At 64.1% G+C, this 25,835-nt stretch carries 25 protein-coding genes; 6 read left to right on the forward strand and 19 right to left on the reverse strand.

All coding sequences use genetic code 11. The features are described 5' to 3' along the window. The 9 genes from ACKFRY_RS01170 to ACKFRY_RS01210 all read right to left on the reverse strand — a co-directional run bounded on the left by ACKFRY_RS01170 (position 1) and on the right by ACKFRY_RS01210 (position 9,129). The gene (locus ACKFRY_RS01170) at positions 1 to 1,380 is read right to left on the reverse strand and encodes a protoporphyrinogen oxidase (protein ID WP_408923009.1); all 1,380 of its coding nucleotides are present in this window, start codon (positions 1,378 to 1,380) and stop codon (positions 1 to 3) included. After that, positions 1,381 to 2,415: a uroporphyrinogen decarboxylase gene (gene hemE, locus ACKFRY_RS01175; RefSeq protein WP_250413604.1), complete on the reverse strand. Its 1,035-nt coding sequence runs from the start codon at positions 2,413 to 2,415 to the stop codon at positions 1,381 to 1,383. A gap of 37 nt (positions 2,416 to 2,452) precedes the next feature. Next, positions 2,453 to 2,944: a tellurium resistance protein TerC gene (locus ACKFRY_RS01180; RefSeq protein WP_316980984.1), complete on the reverse strand. Its 492-nt coding sequence runs from the start codon at positions 2,942 to 2,944 to the stop codon at positions 2,453 to 2,455. Continuing rightward, entirely contained in the window at positions 2,941 to 3,684 is a 744-nt protein-coding gene (locus tag ACKFRY_RS01185; RefSeq protein ID WP_408923010.1) for a hypothetical protein, read from the reverse strand. The genes ACKFRY_RS01180 and ACKFRY_RS01185 overlap by 4 nt, the downstream gene beginning before the upstream one ends. A 9-nt stretch (positions 3,685 to 3,693) precedes the next feature. After that, complete coding sequence (gene hemB, locus ACKFRY_RS01190) at positions 3,694 to 4,677, reverse strand: porphobilinogen synthase (RefSeq protein ID WP_005322998.1); 984 nt, start codon at positions 4,675 to 4,677, stop codon at positions 3,694 to 3,696. Positions 4,678 to 4,705: 28 nt separating this feature from the next. Beyond that, the gene (locus tag ACKFRY_RS01195) at positions 4,706 to 6,382 is read right to left on the reverse strand and encodes a uroporphyrinogen-III synthase (RefSeq protein ID WP_234447402.1); all 1,677 of its coding nucleotides are present in this window, start codon (positions 6,380 to 6,382) and stop codon (positions 4,706 to 4,708) included. A 208-nt stretch (positions 6,383 to 6,590) separates the two neighbouring features. After that, positions 6,591 to 7,478 carry a hydroxymethylbilane synthase gene (gene hemC / locus ACKFRY_RS01200; RefSeq protein WP_086588918.1) on the reverse strand — a complete coding sequence of 296 codons (888 nt, stop codon included), beginning with the start codon at positions 7,476 to 7,478 and terminating at the stop codon, positions 6,591 to 6,593. Then, the gene (locus ACKFRY_RS01205; RefSeq protein WP_408923011.1) at positions 7,479 to 8,813 is read right to left on the reverse strand and encodes a glutamyl-tRNA reductase; all 1,335 of its coding nucleotides are present in this window, start codon (positions 8,811 to 8,813) and stop codon (positions 7,479 to 7,481) included. 73 nt (positions 8,814 to 8,886) lie between these two features. Then, a complete protein-coding gene (locus tag ACKFRY_RS01210) occupies positions 8,887 to 9,129 on the reverse strand; it encodes a glutaredoxin family protein (protein WP_198492452.1) in 243 nt (80 codons plus the stop codon). Positions 9,130 to 9,217: 88 nt separating this feature from the next. Between ACKFRY_RS01210 and ACKFRY_RS01215 the strand changes: the two genes are divergently transcribed. Beyond that, on the forward strand, positions 9,218 to 10,255 hold the full coding sequence (locus ACKFRY_RS01215; RefSeq protein WP_408923012.1) for an HAD family hydrolase: 1,038 nt from the start codon (positions 9,218 to 9,220) through the stop codon (positions 10,253 to 10,255). An 86-nt stretch (positions 10,256 to 10,341) separates the two neighbouring features. Here ACKFRY_RS01215 and ACKFRY_RS01220 read toward each other — a convergent pair whose 3' ends face one another. From ACKFRY_RS01220 to ACKFRY_RS01240, 5 genes are all read right to left on the reverse strand, one after another. Next, complete coding sequence (locus tag ACKFRY_RS01220; RefSeq protein WP_003855542.1) at positions 10,342 to 10,443, reverse strand: 30S ribosomal protein bS22; 102 nt, start codon at positions 10,441 to 10,443, stop codon at positions 10,342 to 10,344. 250 nt (positions 10,444 to 10,693) lie between these two features. Then, positions 10,694 to 10,882: a helix-turn-helix domain-containing protein gene (locus tag ACKFRY_RS01225; RefSeq protein WP_005276651.1), complete on the reverse strand. Its 189-nt coding sequence runs from the start codon at positions 10,880 to 10,882 to the stop codon at positions 10,694 to 10,696. Between the two features lie 225 nt (positions 10,883 to 11,107). Then, a complete protein-coding gene (proC, locus tag ACKFRY_RS01230) occupies positions 11,108 to 11,899 on the reverse strand; it encodes a pyrroline-5-carboxylate reductase (protein ID WP_005327218.1) in 792 nt (263 codons plus the stop codon). 73 nt (positions 11,900 to 11,972) lie between these two features. After that, positions 11,973 to 12,995: a tripartite tricarboxylate transporter TctB family protein gene (locus tag ACKFRY_RS01235; RefSeq protein WP_005327217.1), complete on the reverse strand. Its 1,023-nt coding sequence runs from the start codon at positions 12,993 to 12,995 to the stop codon at positions 11,973 to 11,975. Between the two features lie 9 nt (positions 12,996 to 13,004). After that, a complete protein-coding gene (locus ACKFRY_RS01240) occupies positions 13,005 to 13,934 on the reverse strand; it encodes a Ppx/GppA phosphatase family protein (RefSeq protein WP_005327216.1) in 930 nt (309 codons plus the stop codon). Between the two features lie 33 nt (positions 13,935 to 13,967). Here ACKFRY_RS01240 and ACKFRY_RS01245 point away from each other — a divergent pair, with 33 nt between their 5' ends. Continuing rightward, the gene (locus ACKFRY_RS01245) at positions 13,968 to 14,894 is read left to right on the forward strand and encodes a hypothetical protein (protein ID WP_408923013.1); all 927 of its coding nucleotides are present in this window, start codon (positions 13,968 to 13,970) and stop codon (positions 14,892 to 14,894) included. Here ACKFRY_RS01245 and ACKFRY_RS01250 read toward each other — a convergent pair. The 4 genes from ACKFRY_RS01250 to mshA all read right to left on the reverse strand — a co-directional run bounded on the left by ACKFRY_RS01250 (position 14,891) and on the right by mshA (position 18,972). Then, positions 14,891 to 15,598, reverse strand: a complete 708-nt coding sequence (locus ACKFRY_RS01250; protein WP_408919288.1) for a response regulator transcription factor — start codon at positions 15,596 to 15,598, stop codon at positions 14,891 to 14,893. The two genes, ACKFRY_RS01245 and ACKFRY_RS01250, sit on opposite strands and share 4 nt — an antisense overlap. Next, the gene (locus ACKFRY_RS01255; protein ID WP_250409486.1) at positions 15,595 to 16,857 is read right to left on the reverse strand and encodes an ATP-binding protein; all 1,263 of its coding nucleotides are present in this window, start codon (positions 16,855 to 16,857) and stop codon (positions 15,595 to 15,597) included. The genes ACKFRY_RS01250 and ACKFRY_RS01255 overlap by 4 nt, the downstream gene beginning before the upstream one ends. Positions 16,858 to 16,920: 63 nt before the next feature. After that, a complete protein-coding gene (locus ACKFRY_RS01260; protein WP_250409487.1) occupies positions 16,921 to 17,667 on the reverse strand; it encodes a phosphoglyceromutase in 747 nt (248 codons plus the stop codon). Positions 17,668 to 17,706: 39 nt separating this feature from the next. Further along, on the reverse strand, positions 17,707 to 18,972 hold the full coding sequence (gene mshA, locus ACKFRY_RS01265; RefSeq protein ID WP_408919289.1) for a D-inositol-3-phosphate glycosyltransferase: 1,266 nt from the start codon (positions 18,970 to 18,972) through the stop codon (positions 17,707 to 17,709). Positions 18,973 to 19,038: 66 nt separating this feature from the next. On the opposite strand from mshA, the gene ACKFRY_RS01270 reads away from it, so the two are divergent. The 4 genes from ACKFRY_RS01270 (at position 19,039) to ACKFRY_RS01285 (ending at position 24,562) form a co-directional block, all read left to right on the forward strand. Beyond that, positions 19,039 to 20,754 (forward strand): long-chain-fatty-acid--CoA ligase, encoded by a 1,716-nt coding sequence (locus ACKFRY_RS01270; RefSeq protein WP_200435958.1) that lies wholly within the window; start codon positions 19,039 to 19,041, stop codon positions 20,752 to 20,754. Between the two features lies 1 nt (position 20,755). Next, positions 20,756 to 21,241, forward strand: a complete 486-nt coding sequence (locus ACKFRY_RS01275; protein WP_408923014.1) for a methylated-DNA--[protein]-cysteine S-methyltransferase — start codon at positions 20,756 to 20,758, stop codon at positions 21,239 to 21,241. A gap of 70 nt (positions 21,242 to 21,311) precedes the next feature. Next, entirely contained in the window at positions 21,312 to 23,021 is a 1,710-nt protein-coding gene (locus ACKFRY_RS01280) for a long-chain-fatty-acid--CoA ligase (protein ID WP_408923015.1), read from the forward strand. An 11-nt stretch (positions 23,022 to 23,032) separates the two neighbouring features. Next, positions 23,033 to 24,562, forward strand: coding sequence for an AMP-binding protein (locus ACKFRY_RS01285; RefSeq protein ID WP_408923016.1), 1,530 nt, complete (start codon positions 23,033 to 23,035; stop codon positions 24,560 to 24,562). Here ACKFRY_RS01285 and ACKFRY_RS01290 read toward each other — a convergent pair. Next, positions 24,559 to 25,830 (reverse strand): YihY/virulence factor BrkB family protein, encoded by a 1,272-nt coding sequence (locus ACKFRY_RS01290; RefSeq protein WP_408923017.1) that lies wholly within the window; start codon positions 25,828 to 25,830, stop codon positions 24,559 to 24,561. The genes ACKFRY_RS01285 and ACKFRY_RS01290 overlap by 4 nt on opposite strands. Between the last annotated feature and the right edge of the window lie 5 nt (positions 25,831 to 25,835).

The following is a 25,835-nucleotide window of genomic DNA, read 5'->3' on the forward strand; positions in this document are numbered from 1 at the left end:
CTAGCGAGCGATGCGGGCCGCGGCAGCGCGGGCATCCGCGATGACATTGGGTACGCCAACCCCGCCGGCCCAAGCGCCGGTGGCATCGATGCCCGGCGTCGCCGCGAGGGCGCCGCGCGCGCCGGCCACGGTTTCCAGGTGGCCGGCATCAAAGCGCGGGAGGCCGCCGAACCAGCGCTGGGTGAAAATCTCGGCAACGCCCGCGGCGCGGCCGTCGAAGCCGGTGAGGCGCTGAAGATCGTCGAGGGCATAGTCGACGAGGTCATCTTCCTCGGCGCGGACGATGGCGTCGTCGCCAAAGCGGCCGAAGGAGGCGCGCACCAAGGCACCGCCGCGCTCGGCCAGGTGCGGCCACTTGCGAGAGGACAGCGTGAAGGCCTTGGCGTGCACGTCGTCTTGGTCCGTAGCCACGAGGATGCCAGAGTTCTGCGGCAATGCGTTGCCGGCCGGGTCCGTGTCAGACTCGAACTTCAGGCCCACGACTGCCGACGCCGCCAGCTTCACGCTCTTCAACCGCTCCGCCGCCCCCGGGGATACCTTGGGCAACAGGCGCGCTGCAGTCGGGGCCGGGGTGGCGACCAGCACACGGTCGAAGGCGGCGGTGTCGCCGGGTGCGCCGGCCAAGCGGAATTTCTCGCCCTCGCGAGTGATGCCGGAGATGAAGGTATCAAGGTAAATCTTGGCGCGGGATTTATCGGCCAGCGTCTCGTAGAGTTCTGCGTAGCCGCCGCGGAAGGTCTGAAAGACGGGTCCGCCGCTGCTCGGCTTGGCCGCGCGGGCTTCTTCCAGCGAGCGGACCGCGGCTGAGAGGGTGACCGGGCCGCGCTCGGAGAGCGCGTCGAGCGTCTCGGCCAGTGCCGGGATGGTCGCGCGCACACCCAGGTCATCGGCCGAGCAGGAGTACACGCCGCCGAGGAGGGCGGAGATAACGTGGTCGACGAGGTCGTCGCCAAACTGCTGGCGCACCAAGCGGCCGACGGAGACGTCGCTGTCGGCCGTCCACTCGAAAGGCTCCTCGTTATCGATACGGCGGGCGGTCTCAGCCGAGACCAGGTGTGCGACCGGCTCCGAGTGCGAAGGAATGCCCATCATCCCGCCGCGCGGCAGCGGCTTAAGATCGCCGGAGTACACCAGGGAGTGCAGACCGGAGGGCTCGACCAAGCTATCGCCCAGGCCGAGGGATTCGATGAATTCCACGGCGTCGTGGCGGCGGGCCAGGAAGGCCTCGGCGCCCATGTCGGTGGGTCCGTCATTAAACGGCACGGAGTACAGCTTGCCGCCGATACGGCCGGCGGCCTCGAAAACCTCAACGTCATGGTCGCGCAGCTCGTAGGCGGCCGTCAAGCCCGCCAGACCGGCACCAATAATCGCAATACGCATTTAGCCCTCCTCGTGAATGATGGATACGGCGCGGGTGATGGCCTCCGCGTCGGTAGTTGGCAAGACCCCGTGGCCGAGGTTCCAGATATGGCCGTCGATATCGCCGCGCTCGCGGGCCCGATCGACCTCGCCGCGGATGGTGCGCACGGCCTGGCGCACGGCGTCGTCGCCGGCAAAAAGCATGGCCGGGTCGAGGTTGCCCTGCAACACGCGGGCGCTTACGCGCTCGGCCGCGGCGTCCATGGGCACGCGATAATCGACGCCCATAACTTCCGACCCCGCCTCCGACATGGCCGGCAAGAGCTCGCCGGTGCCGACGCCGAAGTGGATGCGCGGGATTTTCACGCTGGCCAGGATTTCCCGGGAGTACGGCAGCACGAATTCGCGGTAGTCGCGCTCGTTGAGGTAGCCGGCCCAGGAATCGAAAAGCTGCATGGCGTCAATGCCGGCGTCGACCTGCACCTGCAGGAAGCGGGTGATGGTCGGCACCAGGCGGCGCATGAGCATGTGCCAGGTCTCCGGATCTGCGTGCATGAGGGCCTTGGTGCGCTCGTGGTTCTTGGATGGCCCGCCCTCAATGAGGTAGCTGGCCAGCGTGAACGGCGCGCCAACGAAGCCGATGAGCGCTTGGGTTTCGGTGAGCTCGGCCAGGATGCGGGCGATGCCCTCGGTGACCTCGGGGACGTCGGCTTCTAGCAGCGGCAGCTTGCCGACGTCCTCCCTACTCCGCACCGCCTGCTCCATCACCGGCCCACGGCCCGGCACAATATCGACCTTGACGCCCGCGGCCTTGAGCGGGACGACGATATCGGAGAACAAGATGGCGGCATCGACGTCGTGGCGGCGCACCGGCTGCAGGGTGATTTCTGCCAGCAGTTCCGGCATGAAGCAGGAATCAAGCATGCTAATCCCCTCGCGGGCGGCGCGGTACTCCGGCAACGAGCGGCCGGCCTGGCGCATGAACCAGACTGGGGGGCGGGAGGGGGTGCGGCCGAGGGCGGCGTCGATAAGCGGGGCACGATTGAGTCGAGACATGCCCCAATTATGAATCAAAAGTTGGAGTGAGGGCTAATTAGCCACGCAAGCTGCGGTCCTTGATGAAGCGGTTGGACTGCGGCTGGAAAAGCAGCGCGAGGGCGACGATCAAGGTGATGGGGATAATCAGCAGCCCGAGCCCGCCGATGCCGAGCGCGAGGGCGGCGATATTGGTAAACAGCGCGAACGCGATGACCACGGTAATGATGCGGCGCGCCCACTTGGACCCGCCGGCCAGCTGCGCTGCGAAGAGCGCAAGCAGGATGGCGCCGACGGCATTGGTCACCGCGACAAACAGGCGATTGGAGTGGAGGTACTCGGCGACCTGCGCATTCTGCGGCTCTGCTTGTGGCCCGCCCGAGCCGAAGATGCCCACCATGCCGCTGACCAGCATGATCACGGCGCTGACGACGAGCACCCAATATGCCCAGCGCAGCGGCCGCGGCCACGCGTCGAGGCTCTCCTTGGCGGAGGTGTTTCGGGCCGCGCGGTTATAGTCGCGGGGTCCGGGCCGCTCGGTGTTATTCATCGCTTATCCTCCTGATCAGACCGGCCGACGCGGTCGGTGCGGTTGGTGCGATCGCGCTTGCTGCCGTCATGCTTGCCGCGCTGCTCGGCTTTGGAGCGCTTGCGCTCTTCCTCGGCGCGCTTCTTCTCGCGCTGCGCTTGCTCGAGTTCCTTTTCCAGCTCGCGCATCTGCTCGAGTTCGCCGGTGTAGTCCAAGGTCTCGGCCCGCACGGAGAAAATCAGGCCGAGGACCGCCGCGACGCCGACAAGGATCTGCACCATGCCATCGGCGGCAAAGAGCCAATCGGGCACGTCCGCGCCGGCCGGGGTGACCATGAAGGTCAGCAGGATGCGGAAGCCGAAGTAGAGCGAGAAGGCGAACCACACGCGGCGCGAGGTGCCGGCCCGCTTGCTGCGGTTAGCAAGGGACCGCAACAGAAAGGCCAGCAGCACAATAATCGCAAGCGAAATGGCCGCCGAAAGGGCGACGGAGCCGTAGGCGGCGGTGCGGAGGAAGGCGTCGGAAAGCTGGGCTTCATCCACGCCGGCCGGTGCGGACTTCGCCATCTCCTTGGCCTGCGACATGAGTACGTCGTGGTTGAGCAGCGTGAGCACCACGTTGAGCACCTGGTGCACGGCCTCGCCGCATAGCGCACCCAGCCACAGCCACAGCATGTACGTCACGGACTCCGGCCGCTGCTGCTGCCGCGGCGGGCGTTGCGCGCGAGGGGCAGGGGCGGGCGACGGGGGCGTAGCAGTCACAGGGGTCCTTTACTTGAGCAGGCGGGCGGCTTCGGTAGCGAAGTAGGTCAGAATCTGGCCGGCGCCGGCGCGCTTGAATGCGGTCAGCGACTCGAGCATGATGGCCTCGCCATCGATCCACCCATTGGCGGCCGCGGCCTTGACCATCGCGTACTCACCGGAGACCTGGTAGACCGCGACCGGCACGGGAGAAGTCTCCGCCACGGCCGAGAGCACGTCCAGGTAGGGCAGGCCGGGCTTGACCATAACGAAGTCCGCGCCCTCTTCGATGTCGAGCTCGGCCTCGAGCAGGGATTCGCGGAAGTTGCGCGGGTCCTGCTGATAGGTGCGGCGGTCGCCCTCGAGGGAGGAGCCGACGGCATCGCGGAACGGGCCGAAGAAGGCGGAGGCGTACTTGGCGGAATAAGCCATGATGGCCACGTCCTCGTGGCCAGCCTCGTCGAGGTCGGCGCGGATGGCGGCAACCTGGCCGTCCATCATGCCGGACGGGGAGACGATCTGGGCGCCGGCGCGGGCTTGGGAGCGGGCCATGTCTTGGTAGAGCTTGACGGATTCGTCGTTAAGCACGCGGCCCTTGTCATCCAGCACGCCGCAGTGGCCGTGGGAGGTGAACTCATCGAGGCAAGTATCGGCCATAACGATGAGGTCATCGCCGAATTCCTCGTGCAGGCAGGAAATACCGCGGTTCAAAATGCCCTGCGGGTCCCAGGCGACGGAGCCGGTATCGTCCTTGTCCTCATCGAGCGGCACACCGAAAAGGTCGATGCACGGCACGCCGGCCTCCAACGCCTCCTCGGCCGCGCGGCGCAGGGAATCGAAGGTGTGCTGGTAGACGCCCGGCATGGAGGGAATCTCGCGCGGGGCGTCGAGTCCGTCCACGATGAACATGGGCAGAATCAGGTCCGAGGGGCGGACCTCGGTTTCGGCCACGAGGTTGCGCATCTGCGGGGTGGTGCGCAGGCGGCGTGGGCGGCGGGCTGGGAAGGTGCTCATTGGGTACTCCTTAGAGCGAGACTAAAACTTATGCCTTGTCGACCTTAGTAGCCTTCTTGCGCGAACGGCGTTTCTTGCGCGGCGCGGGCAGGTTTCCGGCGGCGCGGAGGGCGGCGACGTGGTCTGCGAGGGCGTCGACAAGCGCGGGCACGTCGGCGACTTCGGGCACGACATCGACGCGCAGGCCCATCTCTTCCGCGGCCGCTCTTGCCGACGGCCCGATACACGCAATGATCGTCCGCTGGTGCGGTTTGCCCGCAATGCCCACCAGATTGCGCACGGTGGACCCGGAGGTGAAGGCGACGGCGTCGAAGCCGCCGGTCTTGATCATGTCGCGGATTTCGGCCGAAGGCGGGGCGGCGCGGACGGTGCGGTAGGCCACGACGTCGTCGACCTCCCAGTCCAAGGCCTTGAGCCCGTCAACTAGGGTGTCGGCCGCAATATCGGCGCGTGGGAGCAGGACGCGGCCGACAGCGTCGATGTCTTCTACGAAGTTGGGGAAGACATCGAGCAGGCCCTCGGCGTTCTGCTTCTTCTTGTGCGGCAGGAGCTCCGGGACCATGCCCTTGGCGCGGATGGCGGCCGCGGTCTTGGTACCCACGGCCGCGAGGTGGACGCCGGCGAAATCGCGGGCGTCGAGGCCGAGCTGGGCGATTTTATCCCACACCGCGGTCACGGCGTTGACGGAGGTAAAGACGATCCACTTATAGCGGCCCTCGACGATGCCCTTGATGGCGCGGTCCATCTGCGCCGGGTTGCGCGGCGGCTCGATGGAGATGGTGGGCACGTTTTGCGGGATGGCGCCGTATCCGGCCAGGCGCGCGGACATCGGGCCGGCCTGTTCCTTGGTGCGCGGGACGAGCACGCGCCAGCCGTAGAGCGGGCGATTTTCCCACCACGAGTACTTGGTGCGGTCGTCGATGCTGCGGCCTAGGGTGACCACGAGCGGCCCGGTGAGGTCCGCGTCGAGCTTGCCCATGGTGCCCAGCGTGGTCTCGTAGGTGCGCTGCAGGCGGGTGGTGCCGTGGACGGTGACAAATGCTTCGGTCTCGGCCGGCATGCCGCGCTGCTGGAGCTCGTCGGAGATGACCGGCAGGTCTTCCTTGGTGGCTTGCAGGACGATGGGCTGGGTGGCGTTGGCGAGCGCGTCCCAATCGGCGCCGTCGGTAACGTCGGCTTCGGTATAGGTCGAGCCGAGCGCAATGCCGGCAAAGGACGGCACGGTAGATGGCAGGGACATGCCCGGCACCACCTGGAATTCCAGGCCGGCAGACGCCACGGCGTTAATCTCGGCCTTGATGGACTCGCGGTGCAGCGGGTTGCCGGTGACGAGGCGGATGACATCCTCGCCATCGGCCTCGACCAAGCACTCGCGCAGCTGGCCGACGATATCTTCGGCCGGCTCGTACAACACCGCGGCCGTCGGCGGTGCGGGGCGCGGCGGTTTGCGGCGCGCGCCCTTGGCTTTGGCATCGGCGCACATTTGGGCGTATTCGGCCTCGGCGGCGTCGAGAAGCTCTTGTGGAACGGGCAGCGCGGCGGCGACGGCATCGCGCACGCCCTGCATGACCTGCGGATCGGTCACGGCGATGGCACTATTTGCCAGAACCTCGCGGGCGCGGACGGTCAGCAGGTCGGGATTACCTGGACCAGCGCCCACAAAGACGATCTTGCCCAATTGGGTGTCTGGCGCGGCATTGCTCATAAAGTTCTTTTCTAAAATCGGGCGCGCGGCACCGCGCACGGACATGATCGCATGCGGTGTGGTTCCCCGCGCCGGCGGTGGGTGACACGGTCTTAACGGCCAAAATCCCAGGCCTTGCGTCCTGGGATTCCCTTAAAGGGGGCCGGATCATTGCGGGACAATGATCTGTGGTATCTACACCTTAAATTATTAGCGCCTAAAGGCGAAATTACTTGCCCAGCAGCTCGGCCGCGCCACCGGCGAAAAGCTCGTCCGAGATGCGCGCGCCAAGATCGGCGGCTTCGGCCGCGGAGCCGGAGGCGGTGGCGGTGAGCTGGCGGGATCCGTCGAGCGCGAAGACGCCGCCGCGCACGGTGAGCTGGTCGCCGTCCCAGCGCGAGGTGGCGGCCACCGGCGCGGTACAGCCGGCCTCGAGGCGGGCCAGCACGGCGCGCTCACCAGCAGCTGCGGCCGAGGCGCGGTCGTCGACAATGGCGTCTAGGGCCGCGGCGGCCTCGGTGCCGGCCACGGCCTCGATGGCGAGTGCGCCTTGGGCCGGCGCCGGCATGAAGACGGAGGGTTCGAAGATTTCGGTGGCGCGGTCTGCATAGCCGCCGCGCAGCAGGCCGGCGTAGGCCAGCAGGACGGCGTCGAGCTCGCCGTCGGTGACCTTGGACATGCGGGTATCGATATTGCCGCGCAGCGGGCGAATCTCCAGGTCCGGGCGGAGGGCGGCGAGCTGGGAGATGCGGCGCGGGGCGGAGGTGCCCACGCGCGCGCCCTGCGGCAGCTGCGCCAGGCTCAGGCCATCGCGGGCGACGAGCGCCTCGCGGGAATCCTGGCGCTGCGGCACGACGAGGCGGAAGCGATCATCGGGCGCGGTGGGCAGGTCCTTAAACGAGTGCACGGCAATATCGCATTCGCCGGCATACAGCGCTTCGCGCAGCGCCTGGGTAAATACGCCGATGCCGATGCGCTCGACGGGCGCCATGTTGACGTCGCCGGCGGTCGTGACGATGTGGAGTTGGGAGTCAAAGCCGGCGTCGATAAGCCAATCGCGCACATGGCCGGCCTGGGTGGTGGCGAGCTTGGAGCCGCGGGTACCAATCTGAAACATTTAGGCCTCCTTAGTCATGGTGGGCAATTCATTGACGGCCACGGACACACCGGAGCCTTCCAGCTGCAGGCCAAAGAGTTCCTGCAGGGCATTCTCGCTGCTGACACTGCTTTCCGACGCCGCCAGCTTCTTCGCCCGCACCGTCGGCTCATGCAGCAGCTTATCGGCCACGCGTTTGAGGGCGCGCTGGACGTCTTCAAGTTGCTTGCCCGCGAGCTCGGGGTGCTTGTGTTGCAGGCGCGCGGTCTCGCACTCGACGAGATCGGCCGCGCGGCGGTGCAGGGCGCTTACGGCTGGGGCGACGTCGCGCACGCGCTGGGCCGAGGTATAGGCCGCGAGTTCTTCGTCGACGATGTGGCGGGCCTGCGCGTGCGGGCTGGTGCCGGCCGCGAGATCGGTGGAGGCGGCCGAAAGCGACTTGCTCAGGCGCTCGATATTGACCAAGTCCACGCCCTCGGCCGCGGCGGCGGCATCGTCGATATCGCGCGGCAGGGAGAGATCAATGAGCATGAGATCGCGGCCGGCGGGGAGGTCGGCGGCCTCGATGGTGAAGTTATCGGCGCCGGTGGCGGAGATGGCAAGGTCGACGTCGGAAAGCGCGGCGGCGCGCTCAGCAAAGTCCACGACGCGGGTGGCAACGCCCGCCTCCTCGGCGTGGCTGGCCAGGCGCTCGGCGCGCTCGCGGGTGCGGTTGGCCAGCACCAGCTCCTTAACCCCCAGCCGGCCGGCGTGGGTGGCGGCGAGGGACGCCATGGCGCCCGCACCAAGGACCAGCGCAGTCTTGCCGGTCAGGTCCCCGGCGTCGAGGCGCTGCAAGGCCTGGTCGAAGGCGAAAGACACCATGGAGGCGCCGGCCTCGTCGATATCGGTCTCGGAGTGCACGCGCTTGCCCGCCCGCAGCGCGGCCTGCGCCAGCGCGTGGATGCGCGGGCCGACCGTGCCCTGCTCGGAGGCGGACTGGTAGGCGCTGCGCACCTGGCCGATGATCTGCTGCTCGCCCACCACCATCGAATCCAGGCCGGAGGTCACGGACATGAGGTGCTCGGCCGCGGCGTCGGCATAGCGCACGTAGAGGTAGTTGCGCAGCTCTTGCTCGCCCACGCCCGAAACCTGGGTGAGCACGCGCACGACTTCCTGGACGCCGGCGTGGAAGGAGTTGGTGACGGTGTAGACCTCCATGCGGTTGCAGGTGGAGATAATCATGGCCTCTGAAAGTGGCTCGGCCGCCACGAGTTGCCCGCAGGCGGAATCCTGGACCGCACTATCCATGCTCAGCTTTTCCAGCAGCGCCACCGGCGCCGACTGGTGGGACATGCCCACGACGAGCACGCTCATGCACAACACTCCTCAACCCTTTGATTGATTTTAATCCTCCAAAAGACTACCCGTCGGTGTCGCGGATCCCGAATCAACCAGCCAGCTCGGCCGCTAACTCCTCGTTGTCTACTTCCCAGCAAGCAAACTCTTCGCCGTCGATGACCACAACGGGCACGCGGTCACCGAACTCCATGGCCAGCTCCGCGTCCTCATCCACGTTACGCACAGCAAGCTCCGCGCCTGCCCGCTTGACGACGGGGGTGATTTGCTCCCTCACGCGCGCGCAAGAACCGCAGGTGGTGCGCACCATGAGCTCGACGAGATGCTGGGACATTTTCTCCTCACAAGGACGGCGGCGGTCGAAACCATTACTATGGACACGTTAGTCCACCCCGCATTTGCGAAAGCTGTTTGTCCCACTCGTGTCCGCTACCACTCCCCCAGGGTTCCCCGAATCCCCCCGCGACTTCTTGGCCAATTGGACCGCCTCGCGCGGTAACCTGCGCAATTTCTTGGAGATCCAGGCGCTCGCCCCGTTGGACGAGGAATCGCAGCGCACCGCCGGTGAAGCCGCGGCCGCCGCGGCGCTGGAGGAATTCGGGCTGGAGTTGGAGGATTTTGCTTCCGGCGTGGACTCGGTGACCGGCTCCTATGACGCGGCTGGCGCGCAGCGCATCACCGCCCAGGACCCGGACGTGCCGGTGGATGTGGGCGCGGCAGCGTTTTTCGACGTCGACAACACCCTCATCCAAGGCTCTTCCCTCGTGGAATTCGCCTTTGGCTTGGCGCGCAAGCGCTACTTCCGGCTTTCTGAAATCCTGCCGATTGCGTGGAAGCAGCTCAAGTTCCGCGTCTCCGGCAGCGAAAATGCCAAGGACGTGGCCGTCGGCCGCGCGCAGGCGCTGGAGTTTGTCAAAGGCCGCAGCGTCGACGAGCTGGTGGATTTGTGCGAGGAAATTGTAGACGCCTCGCTGGCCCGCCGCGCCTACCCTGGCACCACGCAGCTGGCAGAAATGCACCTAGCCGCCGGCCAGCAGGTGTGGCTGGTCACCGCCACGCCGGTCCAGCTAGCGCAGGTGCTCGCGCGGCGCTTCGGTTTTACCGGCGCGCTCGGCACCGTCGCGGAGGTCAAGGACGGCAAGTTCACCGGCCGGCTGGTCGGCGATATCCTCCACGGGCCCGGCAAAAAGCACGCCGTGGCCGCGCTCGCGACCATCGAAGGCCTCGACCTCTCGCGCTGCACCGCGTATTCGGATTCCGCCAATGACGTACCCATGTTGTCCATGGTTGGCACCGCCGTGGCCATCAACCCGGACCGCAAGCTCCGCGATATCGCCGGCGACCGCGGCTGGCTGGTGCGCGACTACCGCTCCGTGCGCCGCGCCATCCGTACCTATGGCCTGCCGGCGCTGGCCACCGCCGCCTTCTCCTATGGCGGCTGGCGCTACTACCGGCGGTAGCAAGGGCGGTAGCGGGCGCTGGGGGACGTCGGCAAGCATGCAAAAGCCCTCCGCACAATGGCGGAGGGCAAGAAGCGGGCTGGGGTTTACTTGCCCAGCTTACGGCGCTGCACGCGGGTGCGGCGCAGCATCTTGCGGTGCTTCTTCTTGGACATGCGCTTGCGGCGCTTCTTAATGACGGAACCCATGGAGTCCTCACTTTCGTGTAGTACGTACTGTCAAACTTGTCAGCGCTAAAACGGCGAAGGTGCACTCTTGCCGCCGTGGCCACACGGACCGCGGGCCACATCAGCGAGCCGACACGAATGCACACCATCTTACCCAGCACCCAGCCCGTGACCAAAAAGGGCCCGCGACAACAACAGTGAGAAACAACAGCGCCCACCACCGCTGACCACGAGGGCCAACAGAGGTGGGCACTGTCTGTGCGGCGCGAGCCTAGGCTCCGTAGACGGAAGCCTCCAGGTACTCGTTGACGGCAGACTCGTGAACGCGGAAGGAGCGTCCGACGCGAACAGCCGGCATTTCGCCTGCGTGAACCAAACGGTAGACGGTCATCTTGGAGACGCGCATAATCTCGGCGACCTCCGCGATCGTCAGAAAGGTTCCCTTTTCTTCATTTGCCATATATATCTAACCCTTCAGCTCGTTACGCGCTGTAGGCTTCCCCTCCCACAGGACTTCACGCACGTGCTTGTCCTAGCCTATCGTGAAACATGTGACTAATGCGACCCAAGTGCCAAATTTCTTCACAGCATTCATTAGGGTTTACCCCGAAAGCGCTGCTTAACACCCGCCCCAGCGCTCCCGGGCGGGTACACCCCCACCACGGGAAGGTCGCGCACGGAAGCTTTAGCCAAGCTCCTTAGCCTTGTCGGAGCAGGCCTCTGCCGCGCGGTAGAACGCTCCACGCAGGCCGGACTCCTCCAGCTCGCGGACAGCGGCCGCGGTAGTACCGCCCGGCGAAGTTACGCCAGCGCGCAGCTGGGTGGCCGAGCGGCCGGAGCTAGCCAGCATTTCACCGGAGCCGGCTGCGGCCTGGGCGGCAAGCTTCTCGGCGACGTCGCGGGGTAGGCCGAGCTGCACGCCGGCATCGACAAGCGCTTCTGCCACGAGGAAGAAATAGGCCGGGGAGGATCCCGCCAGTGCGGTGGCGGCGTCGATATTCTTCTCCGGGATGACCGCCACCTCGCCTACGGCCTCCAACAGCTCGCGCACGCCGTCCATCTGGGCGTCGCTCACGTGCTCACCGGCCGCGCAGGTGCACATGCCGCGACGCACCAACATGGGGGTATTGGGCATAACGCGCACCACCGGCACGCCTTCGCCCGCCGCTCCCTGCAGCTGCTCGAGCGTCAGGCCCGCGGCCATGGACACCACCACGGCATCCTTGGCTGGTTCAAGGCCTTCGAGCAGATCCAGGATGGCGTAGGGCTTCACACACGCGAAGATATAATCCGCGCCGTCTACCGCCGCCGCATTATCGCTGGTGGTGGCGACGCCATAAGCGTCCTGAAGTTCCTTGCTGCGGGATTCGGTGCGGTTGGTGACCGTGATATCCGAGCCCGCAAAGCCCGAAGCTACGAGTCCCGAGGTCAAAGCCTCACCGATTTGTCCGCCGCCTAAAATTGCAATCTTTGTCATAGTCTCCACCATGCCAAAAATGCGGAACCCCGGCTACCACGTGGGGTAACCGGGGCGTCGACAAGCGAGGGGCTTAGAGCATAACCAACAGCAGCGGGCCGAAGGTAAGGACGAGGCCGGTAAAGCCGGCCAGGAACATAGAGAACCCGTCGCGCGCGGTGCGCAGGGCGTGCGTCACGCCCACCATAATTGCGGTGACGCACAGCGCCAGGATGGCGACGACCAGGCGTGGGAAGCTATCCCACAGAATCTCAAAGCCCTTGAAGATGACAATCGCCAGCAGGATACCCGCGACAATCATCAGCAGGATGGAAACTGGGTTGAGCTTCTCGTGCTCTTCCTCGATCCACTCTTCGTCGTCCTCGACCTTGGGCAGGTTGCCGGTTTCCTCGGCATTCTTAGCGACGCCCGCCTTCTTAGACGCCGGCACCGCCGCTGCAGCGGCCGCTCCAGCACCAGCTGTCGCAGCTCCCGCTCCGGCCACCTTCGCGCCCTTGTCGGCCTTCGGCTTTTCGGCAACGGGCTTCGCGGCAGCTGCCTCAGCCCCGGCAGGCTTGGCGGCAGCAGTCTTGGCATCCTCCTCCTTCGCCTTACCCACGCGCTGGATTACCGCGGTGTCATCCGCAGAAGGCTGATTCTTCTTCGGCGCCTCCTGTGCCGCAGCGGCAGCAGACTTGGCTGCGGGCTTGTCCGCGGATTTAGGAGCAGCCTTTGGTGCTGCCTCTGCGGCGGTCTTTGGTGCAGCCTTGGGTGCAGCCTTCGGCGCGGCAGGCTGAGCGGCGGTCGTGGCTGCGGACTGAGAATTTGGCTTGTCGGTGGACTTCTTTGCGGCGTCGGCATCGGTCGCGTCGGCAGCCTTGGGGGCGCGGATGACGGGAGCGTCCTCGTCGATGGAGACGGAGGTGTGCTTGGCCTCTGCAGGCGAAGCCTTGACCTTCTTGAGGTTGCCGGTTAGCTCGGCAACGGAGATGCCGCCTTCATCCAAGCTGCGGCGGTGGCGGCGCGAACGCTTGTCGTCCTTGCCGCCCTTCTCGCCGCGGGCCTTTTTATCGCGAGCCAGCAGCTCTGCCACGGTCAACTTGTTCTTGTCAGCCATGATCTCTTCCTATTCCAATCCCTTGTCGGTCCGGCGCAAAATGACGCCCTCACGCAGCGCCCACGGGCAGATTTCCAGCTTCTCGATGTCCAAGGCTCGCATGGATGCCTCGGCCACTAGAGCGCCGGCAACGATTTGGTGCGATCGGTTAGAACTTACACCTTCTAGGTCCGCTCTGTCTGCCGCAGTCATGCGAGAGATGAAGGAAATTAACTGGCGCAGACCCGGTGCAGTCAACGTGCGCTTGACGTATGGGCCGGCAGACGAAGGTGCGGCACCGGTCAGACGCGCCAGCGTACGGAAGGTTTTGGAGGTACCCACGGCAAGGCCAGCGGGGCCCATAGCCTTCATCTGCTGGGCGGCGTCCTCAAGCTCCGCATCAATGAAATCGCGCAGCGCGCTTACCTTTTTCTTCTCTGGCGGGTCGGTGTCGAACCAATTATGGGTCAACCGGCCAGCGCCCAGGTCGAGGGAGAAGGCAAGGTCGGGGTGCTCGTCAGTACCGGTGGACAGCTCTAGCGAGCCGCCGCCGATGTCCAGGTTGGTAATACGGCCGGCGGACCAGCCATACCAGCGACGGGCAGCGAGGAAGGTCAGCTGGGCTTCTTCCACGCCAGAGAGAATCTGCAGGCGTACGCCGGTCTGCTTTTCCACCTCATCGAGCACGGCCTCGGAATTGGGTGCAGAGCGCACCGCCGAGGTAGCAAAGGCGATAAATTCCGCGCAGCCCAGCTTATCGCCTAGCTCGCTCGCCTCCGCCACGGCGCTGACCAGCTTCTTTACACCCTTTTCATGGATGTTGCCCTTCTTGTCCAGCTGTTCTACCAGCCGGAGCGGGGTCTTCCAATCGCTCATCGGAGTGGGCCGCCCGCCCGTCGCGGCATCGACCGCAACGAGGTGGACGGTATTGCTTCCGACGTCTAATACACCTAATCGCACACTAATAGCGTAGTAGGTCTACCGTGGTTAGGTGTGAATCGCCCAAAATCTGACATGGTATACCTAGGTTTTCCCGCGAGCTCGCCCGCGGCGGCGTCGATAAGAGCGGGCCGCGAAGAGGCCCCTGATTTCCCGCGGGAGTGGTTCGAATTTACCAACCCGAACGACCCACACCACGTCTTTTCCATCGACCTAACATGGGTGGAATCGCACTACAGCTGCCAATTTGGGACGTCGGCATGCCGGGGCATCGATAAGAGTCAGCCCGACGTGGGCTGCTGCGTGCATGGCGCTTATATGGCCGATGAGGAAGACCGCGACCAGCTTTATGACGCCGTCTCGCGCATGCCCGCCAAGTATTGGCAGCTGCGCCCAGCGGGGGTAGATGAGTTCCTCGCGCAGGACGCTACGGACGAGTTGGAGCCATGGCTGGAGTGGGACGAACTCGACGGCGAGGACGGCGAACCGGAACCGGCCCTAAAGACGCCAATTGTGGATGGCGCGTGCATTTTTGCCAACCGCGCCGGCTGGGCAACGGGTACGGGCTGCGCGCTACACCAGTGGGCTGTCGATACCGGCGAGGAGCTCACGGTGGTAAAACCCGAGGTGTGCTGGCAGCTGCCGCTGCGCCGGTACGAAGACTATGAAGAGCGCCCGGATGGGCAGGAGATTTTGCGCACGCAGATCGGCGAGTATGACCGCCGCGGTTGGGGCAATGGCGGCGAGGACTTTGATTGGTATTGTTCGGCCGATGCTGCCTGCCATGCCAACCCGCTGCCGATGTGGCAGTCGCACGAGGACGAGCTGGTAGCGCTCATGGGCCGAGAGTCTTATGAGATTCTGGCCGCGCACTGCAAGGCCCGCGCCGCGGCGGCCGAGCACGGCGTCCAGCTCACGCAGCATCCGGCCAGCGTAAAGGCCGGGAGCCTACAGGCAGAAAACCAACGGGCGGAGAGCTAGAGCTCGAACTTATAGCCCAGACCGCGCACCGTAACCAAGTGTTTCGGACGGGAGGGCTGTTCCTCAATCTTGGATCGCAGGCGCTTGACGTGGACATCGAGCGTCTTGGTGTCGCCAACATAATCGGCGCCCCAGATGCGGTCAATGAGCTGGCCGCGGGTAAGTACGCGGCCGGCGTTGCGCAGCAGGTACTCCAGGAGGTCGAATTCCTTGAGGGGCATGGAAACCGGCTCGCCCGCCACGGTAACGGTGTGGCGCTCCACGTCCATCTTGACGCGGCCGCCCTCGAGGAGCTGCTCGGTTACTTCTTCCTCCGCCTCGGTATCGGTACCGGCGCCGGAATCGTGGCCGCGGCGCAGCACCGCGCGGATGCGGGCGATGAGCTCGCGGGAGGAATAAGGCTTGGTCACGTAATCATCGGCGCCCAGCTCGAGGCCGACGACCTTGTCGATCTCGGAATCGCGCGCGGTCACCATGATGACCGGCACGGACGAGGTGGTGCGCAGCTGCTTGCATACCTCGGTGCCGGACATGCCGGGCAGCATGAGGTCTAGAAGGACGATATCGATGTCGTTAGCGGCAAACTTTTCCAACGCGGTGGGGCCATCGTGCGCGATGATCGGCTCGAAGCCCTCCTTGCGGAGGAGGAATGCCAGCGGATCTGCCAGCGACTCTTCATCTTCAACGATGAGGATGGTGGTCATTGTGCTTTATCCTTTCGACGTGCTGCAACGCGTGCCACTGCACGCGGGAGCCCAGGCGCCGCCGCAGTGACGGCATCCTTTTTCTCATTATCCTTCATGCCAGCATCCGGCGCTGGCTTTTCTTCCCTGTAGATAGGCAACTCAATGGTGAATGTGGAACCCGTACCGGGCCGGGACCACAGTTTGATGTTGCCGCCATGGTTGGCCACCACGTGTTTAACAATTGCTAATCCTAGGCCAGTGCCTCCGGTCTGCCGCGACCGGGCTTGGTCTACGCGGAAGAAGCGCTCGAAGACGCGCTTTTGATCATCCGGTGCGATGCCGATGCCGCGGTCCGTGACGCGGATGAGCACGACCCCGCCATCCACCACTTTTTGGGAGACGGACACCGGCATTTTCTCCGGCGAATAGTTAATTGCGTTGGAGACGAGGTTAGACAGGGCGGTAACCAACAGGGACCTATCTCCTTTGACCTGCACGCCAACGGAGGCGCCGCGGTTGAGCTCGATGGAGCGGGCCTCCGCAGCCAGTTGGTTGCGCGAGAGTGCTTCCTCGATGAGGTCATCGACGGCCAACGGTTCCATCTCTGGCAGCGCTTCAGCGCCTTGCAGCTTGGACAAGGAAATAAGCTCGCTGACCATATCGGCCATGCGGTTGGCTTCCTTGTAGACCTTATTGCCAAAGTACTCGACGGTTTCCTGGTCACCGGGGTCTTGGAGCAGGGCCTCGGCCAACAGGGCAATGCCGCCGACGGGGGTCTTGAGCTCATGGGAGACGTTTGCCACGAAGTCGCGGCGGGCGGATTCCATGCGGACGTTTTCGCTCTCATCGGTGCCGTAGATGATGACAAAGCGGCCGTCGTTTAGCGTGAGCGGCTTAATGACCGCCTTGAACTGGGTGACGCGGTGGCCCGTGCGGCGCTTGGGAATGGCCAGGTCGACGGTGCGGGTCTCCTTGTCTTCAAAGACCTCCTGCGCGGTCTGCCACACCTCTGGGTTCACGGCGCGATCATGGACCAGGGACATCTCATGGGCGGCCGGATTGGACATGACGATTTCTTGGTTGCGGTCCAACACCGCCAGGGCCGTCGGTGAGCCCTGCACGGCCAAGTGCAGCACCTGGCTGACCGTCGTGACCTGGTTGGCCTCGGCATCGGTGGCTTGGCGGTAGCGCGCAATGCGCCCGCGCAACCAGGAAATCACCGGCAGCGCCAATCCGCAGGCCACCACGCCGGCGGCAAAGGAAAGAATCAATTCCACGTGTCTACCCTATCCACCACAAAGTCCCCAGGGAATACTCCCCGGGGACTTTAGCGCAGTTTCTTACTTACCGCCCTGCGCAGCAACGGCGGCGGCGCCGGCAGCGGCGGCTTCCGGATCCAGGTAAGTGCCACCTGGGTTTACCACGGAGCCGTCCTCGGTGATCTCATAGACCAGCGGGATGCCGGTCGGAATATTCAGGCCGGCAATATCGTCATCAGAGATATTGTCCAGGTGCTTGACCAGTGCGCGCAGGGAGTTGCCGTGAGCGGCGATAAGTACGGTCTCGCCCTTCTTAGCGCGTGGGAGGATTTCTTCCTCGAAGTACGGCACGAAGCGGGCGACGACGTCCTTCAGGCACTCGGTCTGCGGGACCTTGTCCAGGTCCGCGTAGCGCGGGTCATTGGTCTGGGAGTACTCGGAGTCATCGGCCAACTCTGGCGGGCGCGTGTCATAGGAGCGGCGCCATGCCATGAACTTTTCCTCGCCGTACTCTTCCTTGGTCTCGGCCTTGTTCAGGCCCTGCAGGGCGCCATAGTGGCGCTCGTTGAGGCGCCAATCGCGCACTACTGGGATCCAGTGACGGTCGGCGGCGTTGAGTGCGATATTTGCGGTGCGGATGGCACGGCGCAGAAGAGAGGTATAGAGGACATCGGGCAGAATGCCTTCCTGCGCGAGCAGCTGGCCGCCGCGCTTGGCTTCCGCCTCGCCCTTTTCGGTCAGATCTACGTCAACCCAGCCAGTGAACTGGTTGGACTCGTTCCACTTAGATTGGCCGTGGCGAAGAAGAATCAATTTTCCGTTAGTCATGTTTCCAGCATGCCACGAAATGACTACCGGCGTCAGGGTTTAATCCCCAATCGCGCGCCGTTGGTGACAGTCTGGGACCTCGATGCGGCTGGCCTCGTCATAGATTTCTGCGAGCGCGGCGGCGGAGCTGGCCCAACTAAAGCGCGCGGCGTGGGAGACGGCGGCTTCGCCCATGGCGATGCGCATGGGGTCGTCGTCAAGCAGGCGGGCCAAGGCATCGGCCCAATCGGCCGGATCGTGCGAGTGCACCAGCAGGCCAGTCTCCCCATCGGCCACGGCAATGGGCAGCCCGCCAACGGCGGCCGCAACCACCGGCGTGCCAGAAGCCTGAGCCTCCAGCGATACCAAGCCAAAGGACTCGTTATAGCTGGGCACCGCCACAATATCGGCCGCGCGGTAGACCCCCACCAGCTCCTCGGGCGGGCGGGCGCCCAAAAAGCGCACGCGCTTATCGACGCCCAACTCACGCGCCAACTCCCTATAGGCCTCCGGCGCCGTATTGGCCCCCGACGGACCGCCGCAGATCACCACCCGCAGGTTGCGGGCAGGCTCGCGGCGGAAAAGCTCGGCCGTGGCGCGGATGAGGACCTCTGGCCCCTTGAACTTTTGCAGGCGCCCGACAAAAGCCACCACCTTGGTGTGCAGCGGAATACCCAACTCGCGGCGGGAGCGCTCGGTATTGCGGTCCGTGCCAGGGGTGAAAAGCTCTACGTCGGCGCCGGGCGAAACTACGCGGATGATGTCGCGCTCGGCGTCATAGTGCTCGGCTAAGTCGCGGGCTTCTTGCTCAGTATTGACCACGAGCAGGTCCGCGTTATCCACCAATTGCTGTTCGCAGATGCGGCGTGCCTCGGACTCCAAGGTGTCATCCGCCGTCCGCGAGGCGTTTTTCACCGCGGCCAAGGTATGCGCCGTATGAATGAGCGGAATTCCCCAGAGATCCCGCAGCAGCCAGCCCACCTGACCAGAAAGCCAGTAGTGGGAATGAATAAGGTCATATTTTTTGCCCTGCCACTTGGCAAATTGCACCATGCCGCCGGCGAAGGCGGCCAGCTGGGTGGGCAAATCTTCTTTATCCAGGCCCTCGTATGGCCCGGCGACAATATTAATGACGCGCAGATGCGGCTCGACGTCAATGATTTCGCCCTGGCTAGGCCGGGTGGCGCGGGTGTAGACGTCTACCTCGATTCCCCGGCGGGCCAATTGGCGGGCACTGTTGAGGACGTAGACGTTCATGCCGCCGGCGTCCCCGGAGCCGGGCTGTTCAATCGGCGAGGTATGCATAGAGATCATGGCGATGCGCATGGCGCTCCATTCTAGCGGCGCTATACTGGCCCCTGCCAGAAACCTACGCTACCGAAAGGTCACGTTTTGTCCGCATACGAATCACAGGCTTGGCTCCAGTATTACCCGGAATGGACACCACATACGCTGGACTACGGCGACACCACGTTGCTGGATATCTACGACAACAATCTTGAGGTCAACGCCGATAAACCGGCCACCTACTTCTTCGGACGTACCCAAACGTATGCGGAGCTAGACCGCCAGGTTCGCGCAGCGGCCGCGGGCTTGAAGGCTTTCGGCGTGCGGCCAGGTGACCGCGTAGCCATCGTCGCGCCCAACTCGCCGCAGTACATCGCGGCGTTTTATGCCATCTTGAAGCTCGGTGCGCAGGTGGTACTACATAACCCGCTCTACACCGCCCATGAGCTGGAAGGACTCTTCCAAGATCACGGCGCACGCATCGCCATCGCCTGGGATAAGGCCGCGCCGACCTTGGAGAAGCTGCGCGCGACCACCAACCTGGAAACGGTCGTGTCCATCAACATGATCAACGCCATGCCCACCCTGCAGCGCGCCGCGTTGCGCTTGCCCATCCCGCCGCTCAAATCCAAGCGCGAACAGCTTTCTTCCCCGGCGCCCAATACCGTGCCGTGGGAAGCCTTGGTGGGCAACGCCATCGGTGGCGACGGTAGAGATATCACCACGCCGGAAGACGTGGACAAGGACACCATCGCGCTGATTATGTACACCTCTGGCACCACCGGCACCCCGAAGGGTGCCATGCTTTCTCACGGAAACCTGTTTTCCAACCTGATGCAGGGCAAGGCGTGGGTACCGGGCCTGGGCGATAAGCCCGAGCGCATGCTCGCCGCCCTCCCCTTCTTCCATGCTTATGGCCTGACCATGAACGTCACCCTTGCGCAGTTCATCGGCGGCGAGCTGGTCCTCCTGCCGAAGCCGGATATGTCGCTCATTATGCAGCTGATGAAGAAACACACCCCGACCTGGGTACCGGGCGTGCCGACGCTCTACGAGCGAATCGTCAAAGCCGCCGACGAGCAGCAGATCCCTATCAAGGGCGTGCGCGCAGCCTTCTCCGGCGCTTCTACCTTGCCTTCGGACACGGTCAAGAAGTGGGAGAACTATACCGGTGGCCTCTTGGTGGAAGGCTACGGCCTCACCGAGTGCTCGCCGATTATCGTGGGCAACCCCATGAGCACCGACCGCCGCCCCGGCTACGTGGGTATTCCGTTCCCGGATACCCAGGTGCGCATTGCCAACCCGGATAACCTCGATGAAACCCAGCCCGATGGCACCGAAGGCGAAGTTTTGGCGCGGGGACCACAGATTTTCAAGGGTTACCTCAACAATGAAGAGGCCACCGAGGCCGCATTCCACGGCGAGTGGTTCCGCACCGGAGACATGGGCGTCATGGAAGAAGACGGCTTCATTCGCCTGGTTAGCCGCATCAAAGAGATCATCATCACCGGCGGCTTCAACGTATATCCGGGCGAGGTGGAAGAAATCCTGCGCGAGCACCCAAGCATTGATGACGTCGCCGTGGTCGGCCGCCCGCGCGAGGACGGCTCCGAGGACGTCGTAGCCTGCCTCGACTTGGCCGATGGTGCCGCTCTCGACCCAGAGGGCCTCAAGGAATACTGCCGCGAACGCCTTACCCGCTACAAGGTCCCGCGCACCTTCTACCACTTTGAAGAGCTGGCTAAGGATCAGATGGGCAAGATCCGCCGCCGCGAGGTCCAGGCAGACCTTATCCGCCGCCTCCAGGCCGAAAAGAACTAGCATGTTCCGCCTCATCGATAGCCCCCTCGGACCCCTGCGCCTGCAGGCGAGCCCGCGGGGGCTTTCCCGTGTGGAATTCACCGCAACCGGCGCCCTGCAGGAAGCGGCGGACAGCGCGGTTAAAGGGGACTCCGAAAAGCACAGCGCAGCTGTGCTCGATGCGGCACAGACACAGCTGGCGGAGTATTTCGCTGGCCGGCACCGCGCCTTCGAGTTGCCCCTAGACCCGCCCAGAACGACGGACTTTCGCGCCGCAGTGCATGCGCAACTGGCCGAGATTGGCTATGGGGAGACGGTCACCTACCGCGACGTCGCCAAGCTGCTGGGCCGGCCCGGCGCGACGCGGGCCGTGGGCAGTGCGTGCGGTGCCAATCCCCTGCTCATCGTGCGGCCATGCCACCGGGTGCTGCGCAGCGACGGCGGGCTCGGCGGCTATGCGGGCGGTCTGGAAGCCAAACATTTTTTGCTGACACTGGAAGAAAACTAGAGGGCTTCTTCACGTTTTCTCTATACTGATTTTTTAAAACTAATTATTTACCCAAACGAAAGGTTTTTGCGTGTCCGCTTCCACCTCCCGAGCTTGGCTCGATCACTACAGCGAATGGACCCCTCACACGCTGGACTACGGTGATAAAACCATCGTCGACTATTACCGCGATAACCTGCGGGTCAACGCCAATAAACCCGCCACCTATTTCTTCGGCCGCACGCAGACCTACGCGGAGCTCGACGCCCAAGTGCGCGCCGCCGCGGCCGGGCTCAAGGCTTTTGGTATTCGCCCAGGCGACAAGGTGGCCATCGTGCTGCCCAACTGCCCTCAGCACGTCGCGGCCTTCTATGCGGTGCAGCTACTTGGTGCCACCGTGGTCGAGCACAACCCACTTTATACCGCCCACGAATTGGAAGGCCTTTTCCGAGATCATGGTGCCCGCGTAGCAATCTCTTGGGATAAAACCGCCTCCACGCTGGAAAAGCTGCGCTCGACTACCCCGCTAGAGACCATCGTCTCCGTCAACATGGTCGATGCCATGCCACCACTCAAGCGCCTCGCGCTCCGCCTGCCTATCCCACCGCTAGCTGCTAAACGCGAGCAGCTCACCGAGCATGCACCAAACACAGTAGCGTGGTCTACCCTGATCGGCTCAGCTATTGGCGGCGACGGCAGCGCCCTAGAAATGCCACGCATCAGCCAGGCTGACGTCGCGCTCATCCTTTACACTTCCGGCACCACCGGAAAACCCAAAGGCGGAATGCTCTCGCACGGTAATCTCATAGCTAATTGCGTCCAAGGCCAAGCTTGGGTTCCAGAAATGGGAAAGCACAAAGAGCGCTTCCTCGCCGCATTACCGATGTTTCACGCCTACGGCATGACCACACTGTGCATTTTTAGCGTGTACATGGGCGCCGAGCTTATCTTGCTTCCTTCCCCACAAATGCCGCTCATCCTGGACATCGTGAAAAAGCGCACGCCTACCTGGCTGCCAGGGGTTCCCACCCTCTATCAGAAGATCATGGACGCAGCCGAAGACAAAGACGTGGACTTAAGCGGCATCCGCAACGCTTTTTCCGGTGCCGCTACACTGCCCGTAGAAATCGTGGAACGGTGGGAGTCCATGACCGGCGGACGACTCGTAGAAGGCTTTGGCATGACCGAGTGCTCCCCCGTGTTAATTGGCAACCCAATGAACGGAAAGAATCGCCCTGGCTATGTGGGGCTCCCATTCCCAGATGCCGAGGTACGCATTGCCAATCCGAAGAATCTGGATGAAACCCAGCCTGATGGCCAGCCAGGCGAGTTGCTCGCGCGTGGTCCGCAAATTTTCCAAGGCTATTTTGGCAACCAAGAAGCAACAGAGGAGTCCTTCCATAACGGCTGGTTCCGCACCGGAGACATGGCAGTCATGGAAGAAGACGGCTGGGTCCGCCTAGTCAGCCGCATTAAGGAAATCATCATCACCGGCGGCTTCAACGTCTACCCCGCAGAGGTAGAAGAGGCAATTGCAGAGCACCCCGACGTGGTGGATGTCGCCGCCGTGGGCCGCCCGCGCCAGGATGGCTCCGAGGATGTCGTCGGCTGCGTTACCCTGCGCGATGGCGCCGTGCTCGATCCCGAGGGATTGAAGGAATTTTGCCGCGAGCGCCTTACCCGCTACAAGGTCCCGCGCACGTTCTATCACTTTGAGGATTTGGCGCGCGACCATCTAGGCAAGATTCGCCGCCACCAGGTGCGTAAGGACCTGCTCGAGCTGTTGGAGGCAAAGGCCTAAACTTATCGGCTATGGCAGAAATTCACTATGGCGCTACCTTGACGGATTTCCTCACGGCGGCCGTCGCACAGTTTCCACAGCGCCCGGCCACCTACTTCGCCGGCCACACGCTAACCTATAGCGAGCTCGATGCCCAGGTGGCGGCCGCGGCCGGCGCCTTGCGCGAGATGGGCGTGCGCCCCGGCGACCGGGTGGCGCTCCTACTCCCTAATTGCCCGCAACACGTGGTGGCATTCTTCGCCATCCTGCGCCTAGGCGCGGTGGTGGTGGAGCATAACCCGCGCTATACCGCGCACGAGCTCACCCCGCTGCTCGCCCATCATGGCGCCCGCGTGGCCATTGCCTGGGAGGACATTGCCCCCACCGTTTCCGCGCAGGTGGAGACCACCATCTCCGTTTCCCTTAGCAAGCCCCTTCCCCTTTCCGGTACCCCGGTGGAGCCGTACCCAGCCGCGCTTGCCGACGCCGCCCTTATCCTCTACACCTCCGGCACCACCGCCCGCCCCAAGGGCGTGGTCTTAACCCACGGCAACCTCGCTGCCAACTGCTTGCAGCTAGAAACTCAGGCCCCACTGCGCCCCGGCCATGAGCGCTTCCTGGCCGCGTTGCCCATGTTCCATTCCTATGGCCTGACGATGAGCGTGCTGCTTGCGGTGCGCTGCGCGGCCGAGATTATCCTGCTTGCCGCTCCACACACCGACGCAGTGACGGAAGCGCTTGCCACCCGCCGCCCCACCTGGATGCCGGGCGTGCCTACCATCTACGAGCGCGCCATGAACTACGCTGCCACTGCCGCTGATTCCGAGTCTCCCTCGGATCTCGGCGGGGTGCGCTATTCCATCTCGGGCGCGGCCTCGCTCCCCTCACGCATCATCGAGCCATGGGAGGCACGCACCGGCGGCCTGCTGGTGGAAGGCTACGGGCTGACAGAAACCTCTCCTGTGCTGACCATCAATCCCCTTGATGACAGCCGACGCGCCGGCACCATCGGCCTGCCTTTACCGGATACGCAGCTGCGCATCGGCGATCCGGCCGATCTCAGCCGTACCCAACCGGATGGCGTGGCCGGCGAGATCCTCGCCCGCGGCCCGCAGGTTTTTGGCGGCTACCTTGCCGACGCCCCCGCTACCGCAGCCGCCTTCCACGAGGGCTGGTTCCGCACCGGAGACATGGGCGTGCGCGAGCCCGATGGCCATATCCGGTTGGTGGGCCGCATTAAAGAAATCATCATTACCGGCGGCTTCAATGTTTATCCCGGGGAGGTGGAGGAGGCTTTAACCTCCCACCCCGATATCGCCCAAGCCGCCGTCGTAGGCACTCCCCGCTCCGATGGTTCTGAGGACGTCGCTGCCTGCGTGGTCCTGTCTCCTGGTGCCCGGCTCGACGAAGCTGCCTTGCGCGAGCATTGCCGCGGGCTGCTGGCGCGCTATAAGGTGCCGCAAAAATTCTTTGTCATGGATAAGCTCGCCGAAGATCAGCTAGGCAAGCTGCGCCGCCGCGATGTCCGGCGCGATCTCCTCGCCCGCCTTCACCGCGATTAGTCTGCGTCGTTTTCTGCTTTACGCACCGCTTGTTTGTAGATGCGCTCGGACCGCTCTTCCAGGTCATGTTGGGCACGGGCTTGGGATTTGGCGGCGGCATCGGAACGCGGCGGGGCCTGAATATGCCGCGCGGCGTGCAGGCCCAGTTGCAGCTCTTTGGCTCGCAATACCTCCGCATCAATTTTGATGCCCAAAATGAGCATCGTATTAGATAGCCATACGGCCATGAATACGGCCATGATGAGGCTGAAGGCGCCGTAGACGCTGGCCCCAGCAAAGCGCTGGGTATACAGCGCGAAGGCTCCCCACACCACGACATTGGTGCTAAGCGCCACCACGGAACCGAGAGTTATCCAGCGGAAGCGCGCCGGCCGCACATTCGGGGAAAAGTGGTACAGGATGGCAATCAACGTCAGCACGACCACCACGGTGAGCGGGAAGCGCAGCCAATTCCACACCGGCATAAAGATGCCGCCCAAAAAGTCCGCGGTGCCTTGCATCTCTAGCTTGCCGGCTAACGGTTCAACCACACCGCTGACAATGGTATCGCGCAGCAGGTTAGCAAAAAGCACGATAACCGCGCCGATGACCAGGACGATAGTAAGCCCCCACATGAGTGCCCAGGTGCGGATTATTCCGCGGCCCTCTACCCGCCCGTAGACGGTATTGGCGGTGCGCGAGAAGGCACGCACATAGGCCGAGGCGGCAAAAAGAGAAACCAGCACGGATACCACCAACGCGAAGGTGCCTTGGGCTGTGGAACCAATGATGGAGCCCACGAGGTGCTCGGCCTGCTCCGTCATCGAACTGGGCACGTAATCCGCAATGAACTGCGCGGTTAATTCGTGTACCTCGGCGCGCCGAGAGGAAAAGATGAGCGTGGCTATCGAATAGGCCGCGAGCACCGTAGGGGCAAAGGCCATGAGCGTGAAGTACGTCATCGTGGCGGCGCGATCCATCAAGGCATCGTGGAAGAAGTCCGCCCACACGCGGCGGAGCACCAGCCCCCAGCTTTCCTTGCGCAGGCGGTTGCCGCGAGCCAGCGGGTCCACATCTTCGGTGTGGCCTTCAATCTTTACCACGGTGGGCGCGGTACTCGGCACGATTTTATCCGCGCCCTCATAGACGGATTCGCTTACCGGAGTGGCCGGGGCGCTCGGCCATGCAGTGGCAGTCGGCTCGTCGACATACGGGGCGTCGGCCGACAGGTCTTCGCCCGCCGTGCTCGCGGCGCCAGGGACCTCGGCGGAATCGTCCAGTGTGCTCATATTAT

Source organism: Corynebacterium tuberculostearicum (assembly GCF_046097255.1).
GTDB classification, from domain to species: Bacteria; Actinomycetota; Actinomycetes; order Mycobacteriales; family Mycobacteriaceae; genus Corynebacterium; species Corynebacterium tuberculostearicum_J.

Excerpts from the sequence above, each read along its gene's own strand:
- hemC (WP_086588918.1), bottom strand. The coding sequence starts at position 7,478 with ATGTTTCAGATTGGTACCCGCGGCTCCAAGCTCGCCACCACCCAGGCC.
- ACKFRY_RS01180 (WP_316980984.1), bottom strand. The coding sequence starts at position 2,944 with ATGAATAACACCGAGCGGCCCGGACCCCGCGACTATAACCGCGCGGCC.
- mshA (WP_408919289.1), bottom strand. The coding sequence starts at position 18,972 with ATGCGCATCGCCATGATCTCTATGCATACCTCGCCGATTGAACAGCCC.
- hemE (WP_250413604.1), bottom strand. The coding sequence starts at position 2,415 with ATGTCTCGACTCAATCGTGCCCCGCTTATCGACGCCGCCCTCGGCCGC.
- ACKFRY_RS01285 (WP_408923016.1), top strand. The coding sequence starts at position 23,033 with ATGGCAGAAATTCACTATGGCGCTACCTTGACGGATTTCCTCACGGCG.
- ACKFRY_RS01170 (WP_408923009.1), bottom strand. The coding sequence starts at position 1,380 with ATGCGTATTGCGATTATTGGTGCCGGTCTGGCGGGCTTGACGGCCGCC.
- ACKFRY_RS01290 (WP_408923017.1), bottom strand. The coding sequence starts at position 25,830 with ATGAGCACACTGGACGATTCCGCCGAGGTCCCTGGCGCCGCGAGCACG.
- ACKFRY_RS01195 (WP_234447402.1), bottom strand. The coding sequence starts at position 6,382 with ATGAGCAATGCCGCGCCAGACACCCAATTGGGCAAGATCGTCTTTGTG.
- ACKFRY_RS01235 (WP_005327217.1), bottom strand. The coding sequence starts at position 12,995 with ATGGCTGACAAGAACAAGTTGACCGTGGCAGAGCTGCTGGCTCGCGAT.
- ACKFRY_RS01210 (WP_198492452.1), bottom strand. The coding sequence starts at position 9,129 with ATGTCCCAGCATCTCGTCGAGCTCATGGTGCGCACCACCTGCGGTTCT.
- ACKFRY_RS01220 (WP_003855542.1), bottom strand. The coding sequence starts at position 10,443 with ATGGGTTCCGTCATTAAGAAGCGCCGCAAGCGCATGTCCAAGAAGAAG.
- proC (WP_005327218.1), bottom strand. The coding sequence starts at position 11,899 with ATGACAAAGATTGCAATTTTAGGCGGCGGACAAATCGGTGAGGCTTTG.
- ACKFRY_RS01260 (WP_250409487.1), bottom strand. The coding sequence starts at position 17,667 with ATGACTAACGGAAAATTGATTCTTCTTCGCCACGGCCAATCTAAGTGG.
- ACKFRY_RS01205 (WP_408923011.1), bottom strand. The coding sequence starts at position 8,813 with ATGAGCGTGCTCGTCGTGGGCATGTCCCACCAGTCGGCGCCGGTGGCG.
- ACKFRY_RS01250 (WP_408919288.1), bottom strand. The coding sequence starts at position 15,598 with ATGACCACCATCCTCATCGTTGAAGATGAAGAGTCGCTGGCAGATCCG.
- ACKFRY_RS01275 (WP_408923014.1), top strand. The coding sequence starts at position 20,756 with ATGTTCCGCCTCATCGATAGCCCCCTCGGACCCCTGCGCCTGCAGGCG.
- ACKFRY_RS01225 (WP_005276651.1), bottom strand. The coding sequence starts at position 10,882 with ATGGCAAATGAAGAAAAGGGAACCTTTCTGACGATCGCGGAGGTCGCC.
- hemB (WP_005322998.1), bottom strand. The coding sequence starts at position 4,677 with ATGAGCACCTTCCCAGCCCGCCGCCCACGCCGCCTGCGCACCACCCCG.